This is a genomic window from Salinimicrobium gaetbulicola (genome assembly GCF_042676025.1).
Taxonomy (GTDB): domain Bacteria; phylum Bacteroidota; class Bacteroidia; order Flavobacteriales; family Flavobacteriaceae; genus Salinimicrobium; species Salinimicrobium gaetbulicola.
Window position 1 is genome coordinate 1,383,415 of sequence record NZ_JBHTJP010000032.1, and the last position, 23,259, is coordinate 1,406,673.

A 23,259-nucleotide genomic window follows, 5' to 3' on the forward strand; every position below is an offset into this window, starting at 1 on the left:
ATAAATATTTCTTCTAATTTATTAATAGTGGCACTTACCACATTCAATTCCACCCATCTGGGCAACTGTTAACTCCTCAACACCATATTTTGCAGAAAGCTCTTCATGAACCTTCTCGTAATACTCATTACCGGCAGTTTGCACATTGGTAGTACGGTGACAGTTAACACACCATCCCATTGTAAGAGGCGCATTCTGATACATGATCTCCATTTCCTGAACAGGACCATGACAGGTTTGACATGCGATACCTCCAACTTCAACGTGCTGCGAGTGGTTGAAATATGCGAAGTCAGGAAGGTTATGGATCCTGATCCATTTTACCGGCTCAGTTTCTCCTGTGTATGCCTGCTCGGCTACATCCCAACCTACTGCATCATATAATTTAGCGATCTCCGCGTCATAGAATTCTTTTGAATACTCCTCAGTAGCAGTTTCAGGAGCTACTTCACTGATTGACTTATGACAGTTCATACAAACATTCAGAGATGGAATTCCTGAAGTTTTAGAAACTCTTGCTGAAGAGTGACAGAACTTACATTCAATCTGGTTATCTCCGGCATGTATTCTGTGAGAGAAGTGTATAGGCTGAATTGGCTGATACCCCTGATCAATCCCAACCTGCATGAAGAACCCATAAACGAAGTAAGTACCTAATAAAACTAATATAACAGCACTTACAAGCACCAAAAACTGGTTCTCAACGAAAGCTTTCCAGATAGGCTTTCCTTTCTCCCTAACCGGAAGTTCTACCCCGCTGGCAGCCGCAAATCTTCTCAAAGTACGATTCACAAGGAAAAGGATCACCAACAGCATCAATAGCACAAACGCCAGAATCCCTAATAATATATCTGTAGAAACACCGCTGTCACCACCTGAAGCACCCGCCTCACCACCGGCTACCTGCGCAGCTTTTGGCTCTGCTTTCGGCTGACTCACATAAGCAAGGATATTATCAATATCAGCATCGCTTAACTGTGGAAACGGAGGCATAGCCACCTGGTTGTATTCATTATAGATCTCAACAGCTTGTTTATCACCGGCAGCGATCAACTCGCCACTATTCCTGATCCAGCTGTGCAACCATTCTGTATCTCTTTTTTCCGTCACCCCTCTTAAGGCCGGCCCGATAGATTTACTATCCATTTTGTGACATGCGGCACAAAGCGAATTAAACAACTCCTTACCTTGAGCAGCATCTCCTCCTGTAGTCTCTGCCGCCTGAACCTCTTGAGCCGGTTCAGCTGGTATAGAATCCTGAGCAAAAACAGCAGTATTGAAGGTTAAGAACAACGATACACCTAGCAATAAACTTCGAGCGACTGAATGGCGGTTTTTCACCTTTTTCATATTAAATGTAGAATTAACGTCTTTTGGTACGGTTTTTCGAGCAAAAAAAATGTGATAATTATCATATTTTCAAGGCCCGGAAATTTTACCGACAAAAGTAATACTTAAGTTCGATTTTAGGGGTCTCAAGACTAATTTATAATTGTTCTAAATAATATTAAATAGCCTTTTTAGCAGATTAAGTTATACATTTGTTACTCAGAAAATTGAAATTGAAATGTTGAAAAAAAAGAAGCTAATAATTACCGCATCCATCTTAATAGGATTTAGCGCTTTAGGACAGGCACAAGCGGGCCAGGTGACCATTAAACAAGATGAACTTATCCCTGAATTAATGGAGAAAAAAACTGAAATGGTTAAGGACAGCCGAATGGGTGATCGTTATAGAATACAGTTGTTTTCAGGAGACAATAACCAGGCTAGTAAAATGATAAAGGAATACAGAGCTCTATACCCTCAATGGCCTTCCACAATAGTTTATGAAACCCCCAATTACAAAGTATGGGTAGGAAATTTCAGAAGCAGCCTGGAAGCAGACAAGGCCTTACTAACTATCAAAAAAACCTTCCCCGCAGCCTTCAGATTTAAGCCGGAAAAAAAATAACTTTCGAGAATGAACAACAAAAAAGGGATGCTTTCGCATCCCTTTTTTTATTCTCCTATAATAAGTGGCTTATTTAAGCTTCTTCTTAACAGCTACTTCCTGGAAGGCTTCTACAACATCACCTTCCTTTATATCATTGTAATTCTTGATCTGTAATCCGCAGTCGTATCCTTTAGATACTTCCTTCACATCATCCTTGAATCGTTTAAGGGAAGCCAATACACCTGTATAGACAACAACCCCATCACGTATCAACCTGATCTGAGAGTTTCTGTAGATCTTACCATCTGTAACCATACATCCGGCAATACTACCTATTTTAGACACTTTAAAGATCTCTCTGATCTCTGCGTTACCGGTGATCTCCTCCTTCATAACCGGAGAAAGCATTCCTTCCATCGCATCTTTCAGATCGTTGATCGCATCATAAATAATAGAGTATGTTCTGATGTCGATCTCTTCCTTCTCTGCTACCTGTCTTGCATTACCTGCAGGACGAACATTAAATCCGATAATGATCGCATCTGAAGCAGACGCTAACAATACATCACTTTCTGTAATAGCACCAACACCTTTGTGTATGATATTCACCTGGATCTCTTCCGTAGAAAGTTTCTGGAAACTATCTGTAAGAGCTTCCACAGAACCATCCACATCCCCTTTAAGGATAATGTTCAATTCTTTGAAGTCTCCAAGAGCTATACGCCTTCCAATCTCATCAAGGGTAATATGACGCTGAGTACGAACTGACTGCTCTCTCTGTAACTGAGTACGTTTAGCAGCAATATCTTTAGCTTCCCTTTCATCAAGCATCACTTTGAACTTATCACCCGCCTGCGGCGCACCATCAAGTCCAAGAATTGATACCGGAGTAGAAGGACCGGCCTCTTTAATTTCATTTCCACGCTCATCATGCATGGCTTTAATCTTACCACTGTTCTTACCAGCAAGAACGAAATCCCCTATGCGCAAGGTACCTGACTGCACAAGAACAGTAGACACATAACCTCTACCCTTATCCAGATACGCCTCAACAACGGTACCCGTTGCCAGTCTTCCTGGATTGGCTTTAAGGTCAAGGATCTCGGCTTCAAGTAATACTTTCTCAAGTAATTCTTTAACCCCCATTCCTGTTTTAGCAGAAATATCCTGCGATTGGATCTTACCTCCCCAGTCTTCAACCAACAGGTTCATTCCGGCAAGTTTTTCCTTGATCTTTTCTGGATTCGCAGTTGGAAGATCAGATTTGTTGATCGCAAATACGATTGGAACTCCCGCAGCTTGCGCGTGAGAGATCGCCTCTTTGGTTTGAGGCATCACATCATCATCTGCCGCGATAACAATGATCGCTAAATCGGTTACCTGAGCACCCCTTGCACGCATCGCAGTAAAGGCCTCGTGACCCGGAGTATCTAAAAATGCGATCTTTTGACCACCTTCAAGTTCCACTCCATAAGCACCGATATGCTGGGTAATACCACCGCTCTCTCCAGCGATCACATTCTCTTTACGAACATAATCAAGAAGGGACGTTTTACCGTGGTCAACGTGACCCATCACAGTTACGATCGGCGCACGCGGCTTAAGATCTTCCGGTTTGTCTGGTTGCACCTCGGTAGTTTCTTCAAGGTCGGCGGTTACGAATTCTACCTCATAACCAAATTCATCAGCAACGATAGAAAGCGTTTCCGCATCCAGACGCTGGTTCATGGTTACCATCATTCCAAGTGACATACATGCCGAAATGATCTGGGTTACCGGAACATCCATCATGGTTGCCACCTCACTAACAGTAACGAACTCGGTTACTTTTAATACTTTGTTTTCGTCTTCAAGTTGAGCTTCCTCAGTTCTTTGACGGTGAGTATCTCTTTTATTTCTTCGGTACTTAGCACCTTTACCTTTACTGGATTTACCCTGAAGCTTTTCAAGTGTCTCACGAACCTGCTTTTGCACTTCTTCCTCACTTGGCTCTTCTTTGGTAATTGGCCTGGTACGTTTACCTCTTGCTTTTCCAGCACCTGGGGCATTAGAACCAGGAGCACCCTTTACATCTTTACTAATTCTTTTACGACGCTTCTTGCCTTTGTTCTTGTCAGCTTCCGCTTTTTTGTCGTCTTTTTTCTTAACCGGTTTCTTAAACTGAGAAAGATCGATCTTTTCCCCTGTAAAGTTAGGACCACTAAGTTTTTGATACTTGGTAGTAACCGTAGAAGATTCTTCTTCTTTTTCCTCTTTTGGAGCCTCCTCTTTTGGAGTCACTTCTTTCTTAGGAGCTTCCTCCTTTTTCTCAGGAGCTTTTTTCTCTGCTTCAGGTTGAGCTTTTGGCTTTTCAGCAGGAGCAGCAGGCTTTTCTTCCTTCTTCGCTTCTACTTCGGGCTTCTCTTCCTTTTTAACTTCCGGCTTAGCTTTTTCCTCCGGTTTTGGAGCTTCAACCTGTGGCTGTGCAGGCTCTTTCTTCTCCTCTACTTTTGGCTCTTGCGACTCTGCTTTTTCCGCCTTAGGTGCATCAAGATCAATTTTTCCAACCTGCTTTGGGCCTTCCAGGTTAGTCTTGGCTCTAATCACCTCTTGCCTTTCTTCCTGCTTTCGCTTTTCCTCCAGCTCCTTTTCTCTGGCAAGACGAATCTCTTCCTTCTCTTTCCTTTTCTCTTCACCTACCTCTTTGGAGGCTACTTTCTTACTCTTATCAGTCTGAAATTCATCAGCAAGAACCTGATAAATCTCTCCGGAAATTTTAGTGGTAGGACGCGCTTCTATCTCGTGACCTTTGGAATTTAAATATTCCACAGCACGATCTAGCGAAATATTGAATTCGCGTAGTACCTTATTTAGTCGCATTGTTTTTGCTTCAGCCATAAATTGCCCTCTAAATTATCCTCTTTTAATTTCTAATTATTCTCTTCTTCGAACTCTTCTCTCAGAACTCTCATCACATCCCGGACGGTCTCTTCTTCAAGATCTGTTCGTCGAACAAGATCATCAACATCTTGCTCAAGGATACTCTTGGCGGTATCAAGCCCTATTTTCGCGAATTCTTCGATGACCCAATCTTCGATCTCATCGGCAAATTCTCTTAGTTCAACGTCTTCTTCAACGCCTTCTCTAAATACATCTATTTCATAACCCGTCAATTGTCCTGCCAATCTTATGTTATGCCCTCCACGACCAATCGCTTTAGACACCTCTTCAGGCTTCAACATAACTTCAGCACGCTTGTTCTCCTCATCAATTTTCAAAGAAGTGATCTTTGCCGGACTCAAGGCACGGGTGATCAATAACTGGTTATTAGTTGTGTAGTTAATAACATCTATATTCTCGTTTCCAAGCTCCCTAACGATGCTATGGATTCTCGAACCTTTCATCCCAACACAGGCCCCTACAGGATCAATACGATCATCATAAGAGTCAACTGCCACTTTGGCCTTTTCACCAGGGATCCTAACTACTTTCTTCACATTAATCAAACCATCAAAAACTTCAGGGATTTCCTGCTCAAATAATTTCTCCAGGAATAATGGAGAAGTTCTTGACATAATGATAGTTGGTTTATTGCCCTTAAGCTCCACACTTTCGATCACACCGCGTACATTTTCCCCTTTTCTGAAGAAATCAGACGGAATCTGACGGTCTTTAGGAAGAATGATCTCGTTTCCTTCATCATCTAACAAAATGATCGCTCTATGACGGATGTGGTGTACCTCAGCCGCATAAATCTCACCCTCAAGCTCCTTAAACTGCTTGTAGATGTTTGTATTATCATGTTCGTGGATCTTCGAAATAAGGTTTTGGCGCAATGCCAGTATTGAACGACGACCAAGGTCGATCAATTTCACTTCTTCAGAAACATCTTCCCCAACCTCGAAATCGGGCTCGATCTTTCTAGCCTCTGTAAGGGAGATCTCCTGGTTTGGATCTTCCACTTCCCCATCTGCAACCACCACACGGTTTCTCCAGATCTCCAAATCCCCTTTGTCTGGGTTCACAATAATATCAAAGTTATCGTCTTCCCCGTACTTCTTTTTCAGAGCATTTCTAAATACATCTTCCAAAATCGCCATCAGGGTGACACGGTCTATCAACTTGTCATCCTTAAACTCTGAAAACGATTCTATCAACGCGATATTTTCCATATCATTTGTCTGTTAAAATGTTATTATCACTTTTGCCTCCTTTATATCCTCTAAAGGCAACACAGCTTCTTTATCTACAGTAACCTTCCCTTTTCCAACAGGTTTAGGCTCCCTGGCTTTCCATTGAAGCGTAATGGTTTCACCTTCCATCTTCACCAATTCTCCCTCTACTTTCCCTTCGGAAGTGGTTACAGCCAGCTTTCGTCCAATATTTTTTCGGTATTGCCTCGGCATCGTCAGGGCTCTTGAAACTCCCGCCGAAGCTACATCCAGAGAGAAATCCTCTTCCTCGCGGTCCAGATTGTGTTCAATTTTGCGGCTAACGGCTATACAATCATTAACAGACACCCCGTTATCCCCATCGATCACCACCGAAATGTGGTTTGCATCATCAATACTCAGCTCAATTAAAAATAATGAATTATTTTCTTCAAAAGCCTCCTGCAGCAAATTTTCTACTTTCTCTCTTAACATCCCCGATTCTGACTATAAAAAGAGGGGACTTTCTGTCCCCTCGTTGTTCATTTTCGCTTCAACGGTGCAAATATAGTAATATTTTGTCAGAAAGAAAACAAGATTTTGAATCAAAAAATATTTGTAGATTTATAACTACATCAACCTTACTTAATTACAAAATCTAGATGAAAAAGATCCTTGTTCCTACTGATTTTTCGGAAAACGCAGAAAACGCCCTTCAAATCGCGGCACAACTGGCTCATAGGTTTGGAAGTGAAATTTATCTCTTGCATATGTTAGAACTACCGGCCAACATGACAAACCCAGTAGGAGACATGCGCAGCAATGATCTTCCCGAAGCCTTAGGGTTCATGAAACTTGCTAAAAAAAGGTTTACCGAGATCCTCTCCCAGCCTTATCTGAAAGACCTGAAAGTTCATGAAATTGTAGAGTTTCACCAGGCTTTTGACGGCATAATGGAAACCAGCAAGGAACATGGATGCGATTTTATTGTGATGGGTTCAAAAGGAGCCAGCGGATTCAAGGAAATGTTCATTGGATCCAATACAGAAAAAGTGGTTCGCACTTCAGAAATACCCGTTTTGGTGATCAAAGAGAACAGACCTAATTTTATGGTGAAGGATTTCGTCTTTGCCACTAACTTAGATAACAGCAATAAAGGTACTCTTGAGAAAGTGGTTGAATTCGCCAGATTAATGGATTCCCGCCTTCATCTGTTATATATCAACACCGCTAATGAATTCATCACCTCAAAAGACACTGACAATTACCTGGAAAAATATGTAGACGGAATAGATTATGATAATTATGAATTTCACATCTACAATGATGATTCGGTTGAACAAGGGGTACTCAACTTTTCAAAAAAGATAAATGCCGACCTAGTTGGGATAGCCACTCATGGCAGAAAAGGATTGTCGCATTTCTTTAACGGCAGTATCAGTGAGGATCTTGTCAATCATGCTCACATCCCTGTGATCACCTTCAAACTGGAAAAAAAAGAACACAGAAAGAACTTTCCTTAGAACTTCTTTAACCTAATTTTTTAACCTTTCAAATCAACTGAGTTAAAGTTGAGTAAAAGGTTATTTTGGGTACGGGAATTGTTTTAACTACCGTGTATATTTACTGAAATAATTAGTATTCATGGTGTTGAAAGCAAGTTTCCAATTAGCGTTTTTAGCGATAGAGATCATCTTGACCTTCTATAATGATGTTCTACAGAACAGTCTTATGGTCAAATTCCTCCTATTCGTAATTACCGCTATTTTAATTGCCATGTCGGTAACCAAACTTGCCAGCAATATGTTACCCGCAGATAAAGATCATGTCTCTTATGAAGATGAGACAGCAGAATAATCTCAGTTCTTGCAGCTGCATGAGTAGATGTTAGATGGATAGTTTATTGTAAGGACTGTGATAGAAGATCCGGTGAATTTTTCACCGGATCTTCTTTTATGCACGATAAAAATCACATTTTTAACACCTTATATCCACTCCTTAAAGTTTGATATTTTTTTTAAATTTGGCTTTTGGATTTTGAGACAGATCATAATTTTCAATACTCAAATCCATATGATCAAGATAACCTTATGTTCGAAAAAACCGAAAATGTCTTTAATATACTCTTTGAAGCAGCTTCTGAAGGTATTATAGTAGTTGATTCATTCCAAAAGATCGTTAGCAGCAACATCGCAGCGGACGAAATGTTCGGATATAGTAAAGGCGAATTAGTAGGACAATCCCTTAATATTCTTATCCCCCGAAAGTATAAGGCGAATCACCCTTCCCACTTTAAAGACTTCATGGACCACAGTGAAAAGAGACAAATGGGTCATGGTCGCGATTTGTATGGGGTGAAAAAAGACGGAAAGGAATTTCCTGTTGAAGCCGGTTTAAATCCTTTTGAGATAAACGGAGAGCGATATGTCATGTCACTTATCATTGATATATCTATTCGTAAAGAAGCCCAGCGTCAGATAAAAGAATTAAACTCAGAGCTGGAAAGCAAGATCCAGGTCCGCACCCAGGAACTCGAGGAAAGTGTTCACAAACTTCAGAGTTTAAATAAAAATCTCGAAAAAGAGATAAAGCGCAGGAAAGAAGCTGAAAACCGAATAAAAAATGCTCTTCAGAAAGAAAAGGAATTGAATGAATTAAAGACAAAGTTCCTTTCATTGGTTTCTCATGAGTTCAAAACCCCGTTAAGCGGCATCTTAACATCCGTAGTATTACTGGGAAAATACAAACTGGAGGAACAGCAGGAAAAAAGAGAAAAGCACTTATCTACCATCAAGAACAAGGTGCATTACCTGGATAACATCCTCAATGACTTTCTATCTATTGAACGCCTGGAAACCGGTAAGGTTAATTATAAATTTTCGACATTCAGCTTGAGTAAATTGATAAATGAAGTTGTTTATAATGCTAATGTCACCCTTAAATCGGGTCAGGAAATTCACTACCCAAGAAATATTGAAAATATCACCCTTCATCAGGATGAAAAAATACTGGAACTAGTGCTTTCCAATCTTATGAGCAATGCGATCAAGTATTCTCCTGAAAACACACTCATTAATTTTGAAGCCAAAACGAATGGTGAAAAGATCATATTTAAAGTAAAAGATCAGGGAATGGGAATTCCGGCTAAAGATCAAAAGCATATCTTTGAACGCTATTTTAGAGCAGAAAATGCGTTATTGAATCAGGGAACCGGGATTGGACTTAATATTTCAAAAGTTCATCTTGAGAATCTTGGAGGAAACATAAGCTTCAATAGCGCCGAAAATGAAGGCACCGAATTTATTGTAGAACTACCTATTATTAAAGAATGAAAAAAGTTTTATTTATAGAAGATGATACCGTGGTAAGAGAAAATACCGCTGAACTGCTTGAACTGGCAGACTACGAGGTAATCACTGCTTCTAACGGAAAATCTGGGGTAGCCATTGCAAAACAGGAAAAACCAGATATCGTGATTTGCGATATCATGATGCCCGAGATGGATGGATATGGCGTTTTACAGGAGCTTTCTAAAGATCCTGAAACCCAGCATATCCCATTTATCTTTTTATCTGCTAAAACAGAACATAAAGACATTCGCAAGGGAATGGACCTTGGTGCCGATGATTATCTTACCAAGCCATTTGAAGAGGAGGAATTGATCAGTGCCATTGAAAGCCGTTTGGCGAAAGTCGCCATCCTTAATAAAATGCGCGACAATAAAACTTCCGAGCCTGAAACAAATGAATCGAAGATCAACTCACTGAATGAACTTAGGGAGATGGTCAAAAATTACGAGGAACAAAATTACAAGGGCGGCGAAACTATCTATGAGGAAGGGAAACAAAGCAACCATTTCTTTTTCGTAGATAAGGGAGTTGTGAAAAGCCACCGTATGGACGAGTACGGTAAAGAGTTGATCACATCCATTTATAAAGAAGGAGATTTCTTCGGAAATACATCATTCCACAAGCACACCCCATTTGAGGAATATGCAACTGCCATGGAAGAAACCCGGATCTACGCGGTTTCCAAAGATGAACTCAAGGAAATTCTAATAAACAATTCCGCGATCACCCTGGAACTTATTGATGTTATGGGGAACAACATTTCGGGGATCAAAGAACAATTATTGGAAATGGCCTATGGCTCTGTTCGTAAAAAAGCGGCCAGGACAATCCTGTTATTTTCCCAAAAAATAAGAAGGCATCCTACCCAGAGTATCAGGATCTCCAGAAGTGATCTGGCCAGTGTTGCCGGGATGGCTTCAGAAACACTTATCAGGACGCTTTCTGATTTCAAAAAAGAAGGACTCTTAGAAATAGAAGGCCGAAATATCAAGCTTTTAGATGTTGAGGCGCTAAAAAGGATTAGTTAAAGATCTCCTCTTTATTTAGAATGATTCAATAACTGATTTTCATCATTTTTTCCACTTTACTCTCCTCATATTTTTGCAGAGTAAAATAGATGTGACAGATGATGAATATCCTATTGCCAACAGATTTTTCTGCGAACTCGAGAAATGCAGCGGTGTATGCACTGCAATTTTTCAAGGATACCCCATGTAGTTTTTATTTATTACATGTGGTTCCGTTTCCTGCAGAAAAATTGACCACGGGATATATCAATATGTCTCCTGAGGTCAAGAAGAACTTCGAAGATCTTTTAACCTGGCTGGAAGCCCTGAAGACCAATCCAGATCATTCTTTTCATATTTGCTACAAGGCCGATTACCTGATAGAAGCCGTCAGAGCCAAAGTACTAGAAAAGAACATTGACCTAATCCTAATGGGCACCAAAGGCGCAACCAACAATCAAGGGGCTGTAATTGGAAAGCATACTTCAGATGTAATGAGGAAAGTGAAATGCCCGGTAATGGCTGTTTCTGAAAATGCTACTTTCAAGCAGCATAAAGAAATCCTTTTCCCAACCGATTATAAGATCCACTACGGAAGCAGAATGCTTAGAACATTACTGAACCTTGCTTCTTTGTCTAATGCTACTGTTAAGATCCTTGAGATCTTCGGATCTGAAAAAGAACCTTCCGAAGAACAAATGGAGAACAGGGAGTTTTTACAGGATTCCTTTTCACCAAAGGTCCCGATACATCAGACCTACTACAGCACAAAAGATCATAACCCCAAAAAGATTTTTGTTTCAAACAGAAATGTTGACATGATCGTCCTGGCGGCGAAGAATCTCAATCTTTGCCAAAAGTTTTTACAGAACGATCAGGATGACAACATCCCATTCATTAACCAGCTTCCACTACTGGTTTTACATGGATAGACTTTTTATTTAGTTATTACTTTTTTTAATCGCGAAACAGCACCCCTAAAAAGGTGCTGTTTTTTTTTAGAATTAATCGGACAAAAATATCCGTTTATGACTTCACTCATAACACACCTTTCTTTATTCAATGAATTTTGTTCCAACGATTTAATAAACCTATTAAGAACAAATAAAAATAAGATCATGGAGAATTTAGAATCAAGAACAGTTGCTGAGTTGGTCACCGAAAACATTAAGACCGCACACGTCTTCAAAAAGTACGGAATTGATTTTTGCTGCGGAGGCGGGATCAGCATCGAAAAAGCCTGTAAAAAAGCCAATGTGGACTTAGAAATACTTAAACAGGACCTTTTAAACACTAAGAACGAGATCACCAGAGCAACAAACTATAATTCCTGGAAACTGGATTTTCTTACAGATCATATTATCAATGTTCACCATACTTATGTAGAGGAAAATATCCCTTTACTTCTTCAATATGCAAATCGCGTGGCCGAAGTCCACGGTCATCATTATACCGAGTTACTGGAGATCAAGGAACTTGTTCATCACATTGCCGGGGAATTGAGCTCACATCTTAAAAAGGAAGAATTAATTCTGTTCCCTTTCATTAAAAAGATGGTCGCTGCAAAAGAAAACGGAAGCGAACTTCCCGAGGCACATTTTGGAACCACAGCAAATCCAATTAAGATGATGGAGGAAGAACATGAAGATGCCGGAGAAGCTTTAAGAAAGATCGCTTCGCTTAGCAATGGTTTTACTCCTCCCGAAAGTGCTTGTAACACCTACCGGGCTTTCTACGCGAAACTGGATGAGTTTGAGCAGGACCTTCATCAGCATATCCATCTTGAAAACAACATCTTATTCCCAAAATGCCTGGAATTGGAGAAAGAACTTAGAAATCAATAATCACCACTTATACTAATCAATTCTCAATAAAAGAAAGCTGCCTGAAAAAGCACACAAATTGTCAATAAAATTTTAGGTTTTAGGGACCTTGACAATTCCGGCAGCTTTCTTAAATACACCAACACTTATGACTAAAGAAAAAAAGTTATGGATCACCTTTTTGATGGTGATGACCGTATCATTTGCCGTTTTGGGTTATTATGGATTTGAGATCTATCAAAAAGCCCCTCCAAGACCTACTAATATCACAACCTCCGATGGCGAGGTGATCATAAATGGCCAGGACATACTTGATGGCCAGAACGTATGGCAAAGCATGGGAGGACAGGAAGTAGGATCAATCTGGGGACACGGTGCCTATCAAGCTCCCGACTGGACCGCAGACTGGCTTCACCGTGAATCTATTTATATTCTGAACCAGTGGTCTGAAGCAGAATTTGGAGAGCCATATGAAACTTTAAGCAGTGAAAAACAGGCCGGATTGGAAAGAAGACTGCAGGAGGAACTTCGGAATAACACTTACGATGAAGCTGAAGGAATTATTACGGTTTCTCCTTTAAGGGCCGAAGCTATTGAATACCTTCACTCCTACTACAAAGGCCTGTTCATGGACGACCCTGAACTAGCAGAATTACGTAATTTCTACGCGATCCCAAAAAACGCTATTAAGGATGAGGCCAGAATGCGTCAAATGACCAGCTTCTTCTTTTGGGCATCCTGGGCCACAGTGACCGAAAGACCGGGAAGCGATGTGACCTATACTCATAACTGGCCACCTGAGGATCTGGTAGGCAACAAACCAACCGGAGATCTCTTGATCTGGACCGGATTCAGTATTATATTATTGCTCCTCGGGATTGGAATAATGGTATTCTACCACGCTAAAATGAAGGAAGAGGAATCTCCAGAATTACCTGTAGAAGACCCGTTAATGCGTCAGATCATCACACCGTCCATGCTGGCGGTCAAAAAATACCTATGGGTAGTAAGTTTATTGATCCTGATTCAGGTCACGTTTGGAGTAGTTACTGCCCATTACGGAGTTGAAGGGGACGGTTTTTACGGATTGGACCTGGCTAAGATCCTACCCTATTCCATCTCCAGAACCTGGCACGTACAACTGGGAATACTTTGGATAGCCACTGCCTGGCTGGCAACAGGACTTTATATAGCGCCGGCAGTTTCAGGAAAGGATCCAAAATTCCAGAAACTGGGAGTGAACTTCTTATTCATTTGTTTATTGATCATCGTTGCAGGTTCAATGGCCGGACAATGGATGGGAGTAATGCAAAAATTAGGATTGGTAGAGAACTTCTGGTTCGGACACCAGGGATATGAATATGTTGATCTCGGCCGTTTCTGGCAGATCTTCCTTTTAGTGGGATTATTCCTGTGGCTTGCATTAATGGTAAGACCGCTTCTTCCTGTACTTCGGAAAAAGACATCTGAAAGAAATCTTTTACTGATGTTCCTGGTTTCTTCCGCAGCCATCGCACTGTTTTACGCGGCCGGTTTAATGTGGGGAAGACAGACTAACCTGGCGATCGCCGAATACTGGCGCTGGTGGGTTGTTCACCTGTGGGTAGAAGGCTTCTTTGAAGTATTCGCAACCGTAGTAGGTGCCTTCCTCTTCGTGAGACTAGGATTACTCCGCACAAAAACTGCTACTTTGAACGTTTTACTGGCCACCGTGATCTTCCTGTCGGGAGGTATCTTAGGAACCTTCCATCACCTCTACTTCAGCGGAACACCAACCGCGGTTATGGCACTTGGAGCAACCTTCAGTGCTTTGGAAGTAGTTCCTCTGGTACTGATTGGTATCGAAGCCTATGAAAATTACAAATTAAGTAAGGTCACCAAATGGATACAGGATTATAAATGGCCTATTTACTGCCTGGTCGCAGTGGCTTTCTGGAACTTCCTGGGTGCAGGTATCTTCGGCTTCATTATTAACCCTCCAATCGCGCTTTATTACATGCAAGGATTGAACACCACTGCCGTACACGCCCACACTGCCCTTTTCGGAGTGTATGGAATGCTGGGAATTGGCTTGATGATGTTCGTTCTGCGAAGCATGTACCGCAAGCAGATCTGGAATGAAAAACTATTGAAATTCTCCTTCTGGTCCATAAACATTGGTTTGATTCTCATGGTAGTATTGAGTGTATTGCCAATTGGACTGTTACAGACCGTTGCCAGCGTTAATGAAGGTATGTGGTATGCCCGTTCAGCTGAATTCATGCAGCAACCGGGCATGGACACCCTTCGCTGGCTGCGTGCTGTGGGAGACACCATCTTCGCCATAGGCCTTGTCACTTTCGTATGGTTCGTATTCTCGCTTAATAGCAAGAAAAAAGACCAGACTGAAATAGAGGCCATTGCAGAAGAAGAAAAGGTTCTGGAAGAAGTGGAGTAAAATCCTATGAGAAATACTTACAGCTAATTAGTTTCAAAAATGAGGGGAGAACAATTTCTCCCCTCTTATTTTTTATATTTTTAAGCCATGATAGATTTGAAAAAGCACACCAATATTGCACTTGGATATTTCCTGCTGGCAGGTCTGCTCGGGATATTTCTCAGGTCCTTTTTTGTGACCTCCATTCCCGCGAACTTCAGGCATGTGGTGCACGCGCATTCTCACATCGCATTGTTAGGATGGGTTTATCTAGGATTGAACACCCTTATCTATAAAATGTATTTTTCCGAAACAGACCAAGGGAAAACCTACAGAAGAATATTTTGGTTCACCCAGGTTACCTTGTTGGGAATGCTGTTTACTTTCCCATTTACCGGATACGCTGCGCTTTCGATCACCTTTTCAACCCTGTTCCTATTCGCTTCTTACCTGTTCACCTGGTTTGCGCTGAAAAAAACACCCTTAGCTTACAAAAGAACCTACTCTTTCAAATGCATCAAAGCCTCCTTATGGTACCTGGTATTTTCAAGCATCGGCCCATGGGCGCTGGGAGGGATCATGGCGACCTTAGGAAAAACCTCTATCTGGTATAAAATGGCTATTTACTTTTACCTGCATTTCCAGTATAACGGTTGGTTCCTGTTAGCCCTCTGCGGAATCTTCCTGTATTTTTTAGAAAGGAAAGATCTGCAGCTGTCTAAAAGATCATTTCAAAACTTTTTCAAACTTCTGAATGCCGCGGTCATTCTCAGCTTTTTCTTATCGGTCCTCTGGGTAGAACCGCACTGGATCTATTACGTTTTGGGAGCAATTGGTGCCGGTCTTCAAATCTGGGCTTTTGTTGTTTTCTTCAGAATGATCAAACCTTTCTGGAAGGAAGCCGTTCCGGATTTCTCCCCCTTTGTGAAATTCCTATTGAAACTAGTCGGAATTACCCTTGTTGTAAAATTGCTGATGCAATTATTTTCTGCCCATCCTTACTTCGCAGAGATCGCCTTCATGTATAAGGACCTTGTGATAGGGTATCTTCACTGGGTTTTTTTAGGAATGGTTAGTATCGCACTTTTTGCTTTTCTAAAAGCAGCAAACCTGCTGAAGTTTTCTAAACCTGATTTCTGGATCTACCTGGCAGGATTTATTTTATCTGAAGCGCTCATTTTTTATAAAGGTGTTTCAATTTGGCTGGAATTACCCTTCTTTAATGACTACTTCAAAGTTCTACTGACCGTAAGTTCTTTATTGCCCTTATCTATAGGGTTAATGCTCGCGCGAAACCTCCGAAAAATTTAGCAAGGCTTTATCCCCGATTTATCAATCTGTTAACGGAGATAACGCCTCATGTTTGGTAACTTTTAGCATGAGACTTTCTGTTAGCTTTTGCATTGTTGTAACTACCTTGCTGTTGGTGGCAGTCGCTGTCATGGTCTTTTACAGTATGAGATTTGATTTAATTCTCTATACCGTTCTTTTCGGACAGGCCTGGTGGATCTTCACCGTTTTTCGGGTCTTGAGCGACAAATACACTACAGACAAGACCTTTGACGATTGGTATGAAGATCACCCTATAGGAAGAGAATAATCAGAAACTCAAATGTCCTCGTGAAACATGAAAGCTTTCCTGAAAAATAAAATTTTAATAATCTGTTTCCTGATCTTCGGAATTCAAACAGCCTTTTCTCAGACCTTCGAACTTGCGCCCAAAAATTCAGAAATGATCGTAAAGGGTTCGTCATCTCTCCATGACTGGGAAATGAAAGTGGGCCAAATGAACGGTACGGTGCAACTTGAGATTAGGGAAAATGAAATCCTAGCGATTGAAGAGCTCAGCTTCTCTGTTTTAGCAAACAGCCTGGATGGCGGAAAAGAAGGCATGAATAAAGATGCTTATGAAGCACTTAGAGCAGACACTTACCGAACCATTGACTTTGAATTTGAAAACCTGAATTCGGCGACCTGTACCTCAGGAGTTTGTGAGTTACAACTCCAGGGATTTTTGACCGTTGCAGGCACTCGACAATCAGTTACAGTAAGCCTGAATGCCCTTCTATCAAAAGAAAAGATCACTCTCTCCGGCAAAAAATCTCTAAAAATGACCGATTTTAAAGTAGAACCTCCGCGTGCTTTCCTGGGCTTGATCAGGGCTTATGACGATGTCTCGGTGAATTTCGAATTGGTTTTTTCGAGGAAATGAAAAAATGATAGTTTCCTTTTCGGAAGCCAGTAGATGCTGAAACAAGTTCAGCATGACGTAAAGAAATAACTCAAGCCGTCACCCTGAATTCATTTCAGGGTCATTTCCCTTAAAAACATGTAGATGCTGAAACAAGTTCAGTATGACGAAAGGAAGAAAACATCACGGTGGAAACTGACCTTAATCATATTTTATAATCCTCTCATTTTCAATCTTTGCCCCGGTACGAAACGAGCAATTATTATTTATGGAGGAACTATCTTGTTATCACTGCGGTGATGAGATAAAGACACGCGTCATCTTTGACGAAAGGTCATTTTGTTGCAATGGCTGTAAGACTGTTTATGAGATCTTCTCAGACAACGGACTTGCGTCTTATTATGATATGGATGCGGCACCTGGTGCGGCACCCTCAAAATTTGAAGGCAAATACGACTTTTTGAGCAATGAGTCTATCGTTGAAAAACTTCTGGAGTTCAACGATGAGGGCATTCAAATAATTTCACTTTACATTCCGCATATCCACTGCAGCTCCTGTATCTGGATCCTGGAAAATCTCAATAAAATAAGACCTGAGATAAGTTCTTCCCAGGTGGACTTTCCGAAGAAGACAGTTAGGGTGACCTATAATCCGGAAAAGATCAATCTCAAGGAGCTGGTGTTGTTCTTAAGCAGTATAGGGTACGAACCTTATATTAGTCTTGACGATACTGAGACGGGCAAAAAGAAGATCAATAGAAGTATCATTTATAAGTTGGGAGTAGCTGGCTTCGCCTTCGGAAACGTAATGTTCCTTTCCTTCCCTGAATATTTTGAGGTAAATGAATTCTGGCTGGATCAATACAAAGGTCTTTTTCGATGGTTGATGTTCGCGTTCTCCTTGCCGGTGATGTTCTATGCCGCTCAGGATTACTTTATATCGGCATACAAAGGTCTTCGCGCAAAGATCCTGAACATTGATGTGCCACTGGCTTTGGGAATGGTCGTACTTTTCGTAAGAAGCACCCTGGAGATCACTTTTGACTGGGGCACGGGATTTTTTGACAGCCTTACCGGACTTGTGTTTTTTCTTACCCTCGGAAAGTTCTTTCAGCAGAAGACCTATAATTTTCTCTCTTTTGAAAGGGACTATAAATCCTATTTTCCCATAGGTATCACCCGGATCACTTCCGAAGGAAAGGAAGAAAGCGTACATGTTAATGAGATCGAGAAAGGAGACCGCATTTTGATAAGAAATGAAGAGCTCATCCCTGTTGACGGGATTCTTATCAACGGTAACGCGAGAATTGATTACAGTTTTGTGACGGGAGAGTCTGAAGCGGTCCACAAAGAATCGGGCGACAAGCTATTCGCGGGAGGACGACAGGTTTCCGGTATCATTGAGATGGAAGCCTTAAAATCGGTTTCCCAGAGTTACCTCACCCAGCTGTGGAGTAACGATGTATTTCAGACCAAAAAAGAAGATTCTTTCACCTCTTTGATCAATACCATCAGTCAGTATTTCACCATCGTTTTGCTGTTGATCGCTTTTAGTGCCACCGCATTCTGGGCCTTTTTGGATATGACCACTGCCATTAATGTATTCACCGCAGTGCTAATCATCGCCTGCCCATGTGCTTTGGCAATGTCAACCCCTTTCACGCTAGGGAACTTGCTGCGCATCTTCGGAAATAAAAAGTTCTACCTGAAGAATGCCGGGGTCATCGAGCAACTGGCAAAGGCTGACAGCCTGATATTTGACAAGACCGGCACCATCACCTCGAACAAAAAAAGCGCTATCAGTTATGAAGGTATCGAGTTGACTTCAGAAGAAGAAGCAGTTTTAAAAAACACCCTCAGAGCCTCAAACCACCCGTTGAGTCGCACCCTGTATGATCTTTTAGCCGAATATGACATTTCTGCGCCCGAAGAATTCCGTGAAGTGACCGGAAAAGGTATCGAAGCTGTCTATAAAGAACAGGCTATGAAGGTTGGCTCTGCCGAATTTGTAGGCAATGCCAAAGAAGTTTCAACCTTGAATACTTCGGTACACGTTAGTGCCAACAATGAATATAAAGGCCGCTATATTTTCTTCAATGAATACCGGGAAGGCGTAAAGGAGCTTTTTTCTGAACTAGCCCCCGAATATCATCTTTCAATACTTTCCGGAGATAATGAAGGTGAAAAAGAAAGACTGGAAAAACTACTCCCGACGGATACTGAATTACTCTTCAATCAAAAACCGGAAGACAAACTGGAATATATAAAGTCATTACAGAAGGAAGGCAGAAAGACCATCATGGTAGGTGACGGACTTAACGATGCGGGAGCCCTGGCACAAAGCGAAGTGGGAATTGCCATTTCAGAGAACGTGAACGTGTTCTCCCCGGCCTGTGATGCCATCCTCGATTCTACGGGCTTTAAAAATCTCTTTGGATTCATCAAGGCTTCGAAATCGGCAATGAAGGTGATCAAGATAAGTATGCTTTTGTCCTTCTTATATAATATAGTTGGGTTGTATTTCGCGGTAACCGGGCAACTTTCCCCAATTATCGCCGCGATCCTGATGCCTTTGAGTTCTATTAGCATCATTGTTTTTACCACGGTTTGCACCAATTTTATAGGAAGGAAAATAGGTCAGTAGGTTTGGCTAAGCTGAATTAATCCGCTTTCACTGACAATTACCTTGTTCAGGCAGGTAGGTTAGAATTTAGTAGATTAGTAAAAAATCTTCTGAAGCGGACATGACAAAATATATAGCTATTCTAAGAGGGATCAACGTTGGCGGCAAACGCAGGCTGAAAATGGATGATCTAAAAGCGCTTTTTAGAGACCTGGGTTTTTCAGACGTTCACACCTACATTCAAAGCGGGAACGTGATCTTTAATGCTTCGGAAAAAGGATCTGACACCACTATTTCTGAAAAAATTGAAGAAGCCATCCTTCAAAAATATGATTTTAAGGTGCCCGTCATTGTGCGTACTGCTTCGGAATTAAAAGAAGCTATTGCCTCTAACCCATTTTACACTTCCGGGAATGAAGAGGTTAACAGGTTACATCTCACTTTCCTTAAAATTTATCCATCTGCGGAAGGGATCGAAAAAGCAAGATCGGCAAATTATGACCCGGATGATTTTAAGGTAAGTGGCAAGAATGTTTTTCTTTCTTGTTCGGGAAAATACAGCGACTCTAAACTCTCCAATACCTTTTTTGAAAGCAAACTGAAGGTTCCCGCCACCACCCGAAACTGGAAAACGGTTTTAAAGCTGGGAGAGTTGATCGACCAATAACACTATAATCACCTTAGGGAGACTTTTAAGATTGTTCACTCCCCCATTTATCCAGGCGCTGCAAAATATCTTCCAGCGACCTTCCTTTTCCAGTAAGTTCATATTCCACTTTTGGAGGAACCACCGGGAACACTTTCCTGGAAATAAGTCCGTCCCGTTCCAGCTCCCTGACTGTTTGCGTGAACATCTTGTTGGAAATTTCGGGCATCTTTTTTTGAAGTAGTCCAGACCGCATAGATCCGGGAATTAAATGAAAAAGCGCCAGAGGTTTCCATTTAGTGCCAATAAGGCTCATAGTATACGCAAGCGGACAATAATCTTTTTCGGAATCTTTCATCGTAAGAATTTGATATTCAACATTTCACCCCTTTGGGTAACTATACAACCTTAAGGTAAGTTATTGTTTAACAGGTAAATATATCTTTATTTTACAGTTTTAAACTAGATAATTATGAAAAAGGAAGACACTTATCCACGTTCATTTTCCCACATAGGTATCACCGTTCCCGATATTAAAAAGGCGGTGAAATTCTATTCAGAAATTATGGGATGGTACGTGATCATGGAACCATCAACTGTTAAAAAGGAAAGAGATACGGCCATAGGTCAAATGTGTATCGATGTTTTTGGAGAGGACTGGGAAGAATTCGAAATTGCCCATATGTCAACTTCAGACGGGATCGGGATCGAATTGTTCACTTTTCCGCATGGTGTTAAAGAGGCTCCTGAATTCAATCCTTTCAACACCGGACTATTCCACTTTTGCGTGCAGGACCCTAATATAGAACTGTTGATCGACAAGATCGTTGCACATGGCGGAAAACAGCGAATGCCTATCAGGGAATATTATCCAAACGATAAACCTTATAAAATGTGTTATGTGGAGGATCCCTTCGGAATTGTCTTCGAGATCTACACCCACAGTTATGAACTCACGTATTCCTCTGGAGCTTATACTGAATAAATAATGTTAAGCCGGTTCTGTAAAGGGACATTTTACATTTGACAGAACCGGCTTTTTCTTTCCGATGCTTTATGATTTGCTATTTTCTCTGAAAAGTCCTTTCTCAGAATCACTTTTTTGAGCACCTATAATATTTTTTTATATATTTACTTTGGTTTTCAAAGTACTTTTAAATTATGAAGGAACAGGATTATATTCGGGACATTGCAGAAATTCGGTCTATGATGGAGCGCTCCTCAAAATTTCTTTCTCTCTACGGAGGATCCGGAATTTTAGCCGGGATCTATGCGCTGGCAGGAGCCTATATCGCCGTTTACATCTTTAATTTCAATCCAGACCAGATCAGTTACGAGACCAATAGTTCCGGAAGCATTGTTCTATTAGGCCTGACTGTTCTCGCACTGGCGCTGGGATCTGCCATTTACCTTTCCTTCAGAAAGGCTCAAAAAAGAGGTGAAAAGATCTGGAACACTGTTTCAAAACGACTGATGGTTCACATGGCTGCTCCTTTAGTGGCCGGGGGATTCCTCATCCTGATCTTAATGTTCAAAAACCTGGTAGGGCTTGTGGCTCCCATTAGTTTACTTTTCTATGGGATAGCGCTTTTTAACGCGGGAATATTTACCTATAAAGAAGTAAAAGCACTGGGATTATTCCAGATCCTGCTGGGGCTTCTGGGTTGTTACTTTGTAGAATACGGACTGTTCTTATGGGCTTTGGGATTTGGGATCTTACACATTTTTTACGGAATCTATTTATATTATAAGTACGAGCGGTGAAAATTTCGATAGAAGGTCTAAATAAAGCGTTTGACAACCGTATTCGGTTAGGCATCATGTCGGCTTTGGCCGTTAATGAAGTGCTGGATTTCAATGCCCTGAAGGAGTATCTCGATGCGACCGATGGTAACCTGGCAAGCCACCTGAAAGCACTCGAAAAAGAAGATTTTATCGGAGTACAAAAATCCTTCATTGGAAGGAAACCGAACACAAAATATCACATGACTAAAAGCGGGAAAATAGCCTTTGACGATCACCTTAAAACTCTCGAAAAACTGATAAAGTCACAGAAATAATTTTTTTACCCACTCACTTTGAAAAACAAAGTACTTTAAAAAATACAATCTATAATTAACTGAATAAATAACTAAAACTTCAAGATCATGAAAATCAACAGAATCACCTTCATCTTCTCAACCATTGTACTGTTATTAATGGTTCCGCTCTTAGCCATGCAATTCACCAATGAAGTGAACTGGACACTATCCGATTTCGTTATAGCGGGAATACTTCTTTCGGTAACCGGGTTGGCGATTGAACTTGTACTCAGAAATGTGAAAACCACCAAAAACAGACTCATTTTTTGCGGGATCGTATTGTTAGTCTTCTTAGTAATTTGGGCTGAACTTGCAGTGGGTATCTTTGGAAGTCCGTTCGCCGGTAGTTAATTGATAATTCTGAAACTGATATTTAAACTCCTCATTACGAGAATTTTAATTAACTTCATAATGACCTAAGCTCCCGGCTCATCCCTTCCTCTGTCCGGCAGAAATTGCAGTTAATTTTATCCTTTTAAAATGGATCTTAATGAGTTTGTAAATATCGTACAGGTTCTGGGGATCTTCGCGGTGATATTCGGAATCTGGCTGGCTTTAAAACAGTTGAAGCTGCTACGAAATCAACGTCGGGATCTGGCCATTATGGAATGTGCCAGAGCATTTGAAGATAAAGAATTCACTGAGGCATACAGGTTACTGACCTGCCTGAAAGTAGGGCAAACCAAGGAGCAGTTGCTTAACCGGGGCGAGAAGTATGAAATTGCAGCCTTAAGGGCAACCATGAAATTTGAAACCATCGGTTTACTGGTTTACAAAGGAGTAGTCCCCATTGATGCCATAGAAGATCTGGTTGGGGGCGCAGCGCTGGTCATCTGGAAGGTCCTTGTACCCTGGATCGAGGACACCCGGATAGACAGGTCCCATGCCTCATTTCTGGAATGGTATCAATGGCTGGTTGACAGGTTAATTGAGCGGGGCGAACCAGATCGCCCACCTGCTTTCCAGACCTATAAAAACTGGAAACCTCCTTCAACTTAAGCCAAAAGGCGCTGAAAAGAGCATTATTCAGTCTTCATTTTAAAAAAATTCTGAATT

23 protein-coding genes are annotated in these 23,259 nt (G+C 41.2%); 18 read left to right on the forward strand and 5 right to left on the reverse strand.

The window, feature by feature from the left end; all coding sequences use genetic code 11:
- Positions 1-21: 21 nt before the first annotated feature.
- On the reverse strand, positions 22-1,350 hold the full coding sequence (locus ACFQ1G_RS07750; RefSeq protein ID WP_380738223.1) for a c-type cytochrome: 1,329 nt from the start codon (positions 1,348-1,350) through the stop codon (positions 22-24).
- 217 nt (positions 1,351-1,567) lie between these two features.
- On the opposite strand from ACFQ1G_RS07750, the gene ACFQ1G_RS07755 reads away from it, so the two are divergent.
- Positions 1,568-1,954, forward strand: coding sequence for an SPOR domain-containing protein (locus ACFQ1G_RS07755; protein ID WP_380738225.1), 387 nt, complete (start codon positions 1,568-1,570; stop codon positions 1,952-1,954).
- 69 nt (positions 1,955-2,023) lie between these two features.
- On the opposite strand, the gene infB is transcribed toward ACFQ1G_RS07755, so the two are convergent.
- Genes infB through rimP form a run of 3 tightly spaced genes read right to left on the reverse strand, consistent with a single transcriptional unit; the run spans position 2,024 to position 6,561 of the window.
- Positions 2,024-4,813: a translation initiation factor IF-2 gene (infB, locus tag ACFQ1G_RS07760; RefSeq protein WP_380738227.1), complete on the reverse strand. Its 2,790-nt coding sequence runs from the start codon at positions 4,811-4,813 to the stop codon at positions 2,024-2,026.
- A 32-nt stretch (positions 4,814-4,845) separates the two neighbouring features.
- Positions 4,846-6,087, reverse strand: coding sequence for a transcription termination factor NusA (gene nusA, locus ACFQ1G_RS07765; RefSeq protein WP_380738229.1), 1,242 nt, complete (start codon positions 6,085-6,087; stop codon positions 4,846-4,848).
- A 12-nt stretch (positions 6,088-6,099) separates the two neighbouring features.
- Complete coding sequence (gene rimP / locus ACFQ1G_RS07770) at positions 6,100-6,561, reverse strand: ribosome assembly cofactor RimP (protein ID WP_380738231.1); 462 nt, start codon at positions 6,559-6,561, stop codon at positions 6,100-6,102.
- A 167-nt stretch (positions 6,562-6,728) separates the two neighbouring features.
- Here rimP and ACFQ1G_RS07775 point away from each other — a divergent pair, with 167 nt between their 5' ends.
- The 12 genes from ACFQ1G_RS07775 (at position 6,729) to ACFQ1G_RS07830 (ending at position 20,143) form a co-directional block, all read left to right on the forward strand.
- On the forward strand, positions 6,729-7,589 hold the full coding sequence (locus ACFQ1G_RS07775) for a universal stress protein (protein WP_380738233.1): 861 nt from the start codon (positions 6,729-6,731) through the stop codon (positions 7,587-7,589).
- Positions 7,590-7,710: 121 nt separating this feature from the next.
- Positions 7,711-7,923 (forward strand): hypothetical protein, encoded by a 213-nt coding sequence (locus ACFQ1G_RS07780; protein WP_380738235.1) that lies wholly within the window; start codon positions 7,711-7,713, stop codon positions 7,921-7,923.
- Positions 7,924-8,156: 233 nt separating this feature from the next.
- On the forward strand, positions 8,157-9,398 hold the full coding sequence (locus ACFQ1G_RS07785; RefSeq protein WP_380738484.1) for a PAS domain-containing sensor histidine kinase: 1,242 nt from the start codon (positions 8,157-8,159) through the stop codon (positions 9,396-9,398).
- Positions 9,395-10,444 (forward strand): response regulator, encoded by a 1,050-nt coding sequence (locus tag ACFQ1G_RS07790; RefSeq protein WP_380738237.1) that lies wholly within the window; start codon positions 9,395-9,397, stop codon positions 10,442-10,444. Before ACFQ1G_RS07785 ends, ACFQ1G_RS07790 begins: the two co-directional genes overlap by 4 nt.
- A gap of 98 nt (positions 10,445-10,542) precedes the next feature.
- Entirely contained in the window at positions 10,543-11,355 is an 813-nt protein-coding gene (locus tag ACFQ1G_RS07795; protein WP_380738239.1) for a universal stress protein, read from the forward strand.
- Between the two features lie 186 nt (positions 11,356-11,541).
- Positions 11,542-12,267 carry an iron-sulfur cluster repair di-iron protein gene (ric, locus tag ACFQ1G_RS07800; RefSeq protein ID WP_380738241.1) on the forward strand — a complete coding sequence of 242 codons (726 nt, stop codon included), beginning with the start codon at positions 11,542-11,544 and terminating at the stop codon, positions 12,265-12,267.
- Between the two features lie 127 nt (positions 12,268-12,394).
- Positions 12,395-14,683, forward strand: coding sequence for a nitric-oxide reductase large subunit (locus ACFQ1G_RS07805; protein WP_380738243.1), 2,289 nt, complete (start codon positions 12,395-12,397; stop codon positions 14,681-14,683).
- A gap of 87 nt (positions 14,684-14,770) precedes the next feature.
- On the forward strand, positions 14,771-15,973 hold the full coding sequence (locus ACFQ1G_RS07810) for a hypothetical protein (RefSeq protein WP_380738244.1): 1,203 nt from the start codon (positions 14,771-14,773) through the stop codon (positions 15,971-15,973).
- Positions 15,974-16,040: 67 nt separating this feature from the next.
- Entirely contained in the window at positions 16,041-16,262 is a 222-nt protein-coding gene (locus tag ACFQ1G_RS07815) for a hypothetical protein (protein ID WP_380738246.1), read from the forward strand.
- A gap of 27 nt (positions 16,263-16,289) precedes the next feature.
- On the forward strand, positions 16,290-16,874 hold the full coding sequence (locus tag ACFQ1G_RS07820) for a YceI family protein (protein WP_380738248.1): 585 nt from the start codon (positions 16,290-16,292) through the stop codon (positions 16,872-16,874).
- 247 nt (positions 16,875-17,121) lie between these two features.
- Positions 17,122-19,497, forward strand: coding sequence for a heavy metal translocating P-type ATPase (locus ACFQ1G_RS07825; protein WP_380738250.1), 2,376 nt, complete (start codon positions 17,122-17,124; stop codon positions 19,495-19,497).
- A 100-nt stretch (positions 19,498-19,597) separates the two neighbouring features.
- Positions 19,598-20,143, forward strand: a complete 546-nt coding sequence (locus ACFQ1G_RS07830) for a DUF1697 domain-containing protein (RefSeq protein ID WP_380738252.1) — start codon at positions 19,598-19,600, stop codon at positions 20,141-20,143.
- A 25-nt stretch (positions 20,144-20,168) separates the two neighbouring features.
- Here ACFQ1G_RS07830 and ACFQ1G_RS07835 read toward each other — a convergent pair whose 3' ends face one another.
- Complete coding sequence (locus tag ACFQ1G_RS07835) at positions 20,169-20,480, reverse strand: winged helix-turn-helix transcriptional regulator (protein ID WP_380738254.1); 312 nt, start codon at positions 20,478-20,480, stop codon at positions 20,169-20,171.
- Positions 20,481-20,594: 114 nt separating this feature from the next.
- On the opposite strand from ACFQ1G_RS07835, the gene ACFQ1G_RS07840 reads away from it, so the two are divergent.
- The 5 genes from ACFQ1G_RS07840 (at position 20,595) to ACFQ1G_RS07860 (ending at position 23,202) form a co-directional block, all read left to right on the forward strand.
- Positions 20,595-21,107 (forward strand): lactoylglutathione lyase family protein, encoded by a 513-nt coding sequence (locus ACFQ1G_RS07840; RefSeq protein WP_380738256.1) that lies wholly within the window; start codon positions 20,595-20,597, stop codon positions 21,105-21,107.
- Between the two features lie 176 nt (positions 21,108-21,283).
- A complete protein-coding gene (locus ACFQ1G_RS07845) occupies positions 21,284-21,886 on the forward strand; it encodes a hypothetical protein (RefSeq protein WP_380738258.1) in 603 nt (200 codons plus the stop codon).
- Positions 21,883-22,182 carry a winged helix-turn-helix domain-containing protein gene (locus ACFQ1G_RS07850; RefSeq protein ID WP_380738260.1) on the forward strand — a complete coding sequence of 100 codons (300 nt, stop codon included), beginning with the start codon at positions 21,883-21,885 and terminating at the stop codon, positions 22,180-22,182. Before ACFQ1G_RS07845 ends, ACFQ1G_RS07850 begins: the two co-directional genes overlap by 4 nt.
- Positions 22,183-22,269: 87 nt before the next feature.
- Entirely contained in the window at positions 22,270-22,554 is a 285-nt protein-coding gene (locus ACFQ1G_RS07855) for a hypothetical protein (protein WP_380738262.1), read from the forward strand.
- A gap of 129 nt (positions 22,555-22,683) precedes the next feature.
- Positions 22,684-23,202 (forward strand): DUF4760 domain-containing protein, encoded by a 519-nt coding sequence (locus tag ACFQ1G_RS07860; RefSeq protein WP_380738264.1) that lies wholly within the window; start codon positions 22,684-22,686, stop codon positions 23,200-23,202.
- The last annotated feature ends 57 nt before the right edge of the window (positions 23,203-23,259 follow it).

Excerpts from the sequence above, each read along its gene's own strand:
- ACFQ1G_RS07810 (WP_380738244.1), top strand. The coding sequence starts at position 14,771 with ATGATAGATTTGAAAAAGCACACCAATATTGCACTTGGATATTTCCTG.
- infB (WP_380738227.1), bottom strand. The coding sequence starts at position 4,813 with ATGGCTGAAGCAAAAACAATGCGACTAAATAAGGTACTACGCGAATTC.
- ACFQ1G_RS07845 (WP_380738258.1), top strand. The coding sequence starts at position 21,284 with ATGAAGGAACAGGATTATATTCGGGACATTGCAGAAATTCGGTCTATG.
- ACFQ1G_RS07750 (WP_380738223.1), bottom strand. The coding sequence starts at position 1,350 with ATGAAAAAGGTGAAAAACCGCCATTCAGTCGCTCGAAGTTTATTGCTA.
- ACFQ1G_RS07755 (WP_380738225.1), top strand. The coding sequence starts at position 1,568 with ATGTTGAAAAAAAAGAAGCTAATAATTACCGCATCCATCTTAATAGGA.
- ACFQ1G_RS07825 (WP_380738250.1), top strand. The coding sequence starts at position 17,122 with ATGGAGGAACTATCTTGTTATCACTGCGGTGATGAGATAAAGACACGC.
- ric (WP_380738241.1), top strand. The coding sequence starts at position 11,542 with ATGGAGAATTTAGAATCAAGAACAGTTGCTGAGTTGGTCACCGAAAAC.
- ACFQ1G_RS07835 (WP_380738254.1), bottom strand. The coding sequence starts at position 20,480 with ATGAAAGATTCCGAAAAAGATTATTGTCCGCTTGCGTATACTATGAGC.
- ACFQ1G_RS07775 (WP_380738233.1), top strand. The coding sequence starts at position 6,729 with ATGAAAAAGATCCTTGTTCCTACTGATTTTTCGGAAAACGCAGAAAAC.
- ACFQ1G_RS07805 (WP_380738243.1), top strand. The coding sequence starts at position 12,395 with ATGACTAAAGAAAAAAAGTTATGGATCACCTTTTTGATGGTGATGACC.
- ACFQ1G_RS07830 (WP_380738252.1), top strand. The coding sequence starts at position 19,598 with ATGACAAAATATATAGCTATTCTAAGAGGGATCAACGTTGGCGGCAAA.
- ACFQ1G_RS07780 (WP_380738235.1), top strand. The coding sequence starts at position 7,711 with ATGGTGTTGAAAGCAAGTTTCCAATTAGCGTTTTTAGCGATAGAGATC.
- ACFQ1G_RS07790 (WP_380738237.1), top strand. The coding sequence starts at position 9,395 with ATGAAAAAAGTTTTATTTATAGAAGATGATACCGTGGTAAGAGAAAAT.
- ACFQ1G_RS07860 (WP_380738264.1), top strand. The coding sequence starts at position 22,684 with ATGGATCTTAATGAGTTTGTAAATATCGTACAGGTTCTGGGGATCTTC.
- ACFQ1G_RS07855 (WP_380738262.1), top strand. The coding sequence starts at position 22,270 with ATGAAAATCAACAGAATCACCTTCATCTTCTCAACCATTGTACTGTTA.
- nusA (WP_380738229.1), bottom strand. The coding sequence starts at position 6,087 with ATGGAAAATATCGCGTTGATAGAATCGTTTTCAGAGTTTAAGGATGAC.
- ACFQ1G_RS07815 (WP_380738246.1), top strand. The coding sequence starts at position 16,041 with ATGAGACTTTCTGTTAGCTTTTGCATTGTTGTAACTACCTTGCTGTTG.
- ACFQ1G_RS07795 (WP_380738239.1), top strand. The coding sequence starts at position 10,543 with ATGATGAATATCCTATTGCCAACAGATTTTTCTGCGAACTCGAGAAAT.
- ACFQ1G_RS07820 (WP_380738248.1), top strand. The coding sequence starts at position 16,290 with ATGAAAGCTTTCCTGAAAAATAAAATTTTAATAATCTGTTTCCTGATC.
- rimP (WP_380738231.1), bottom strand. The coding sequence starts at position 6,561 with ATGTTAAGAGAGAAAGTAGAAAATTTGCTGCAGGAGGCTTTTGAAGAA.
- ACFQ1G_RS07785 (WP_380738484.1), top strand. The coding sequence starts at position 8,157 with ATGTTCGAAAAAACCGAAAATGTCTTTAATATACTCTTTGAAGCAGCT.
- ACFQ1G_RS07840 (WP_380738256.1), top strand. The coding sequence starts at position 20,595 with ATGAAAAAGGAAGACACTTATCCACGTTCATTTTCCCACATAGGTATC.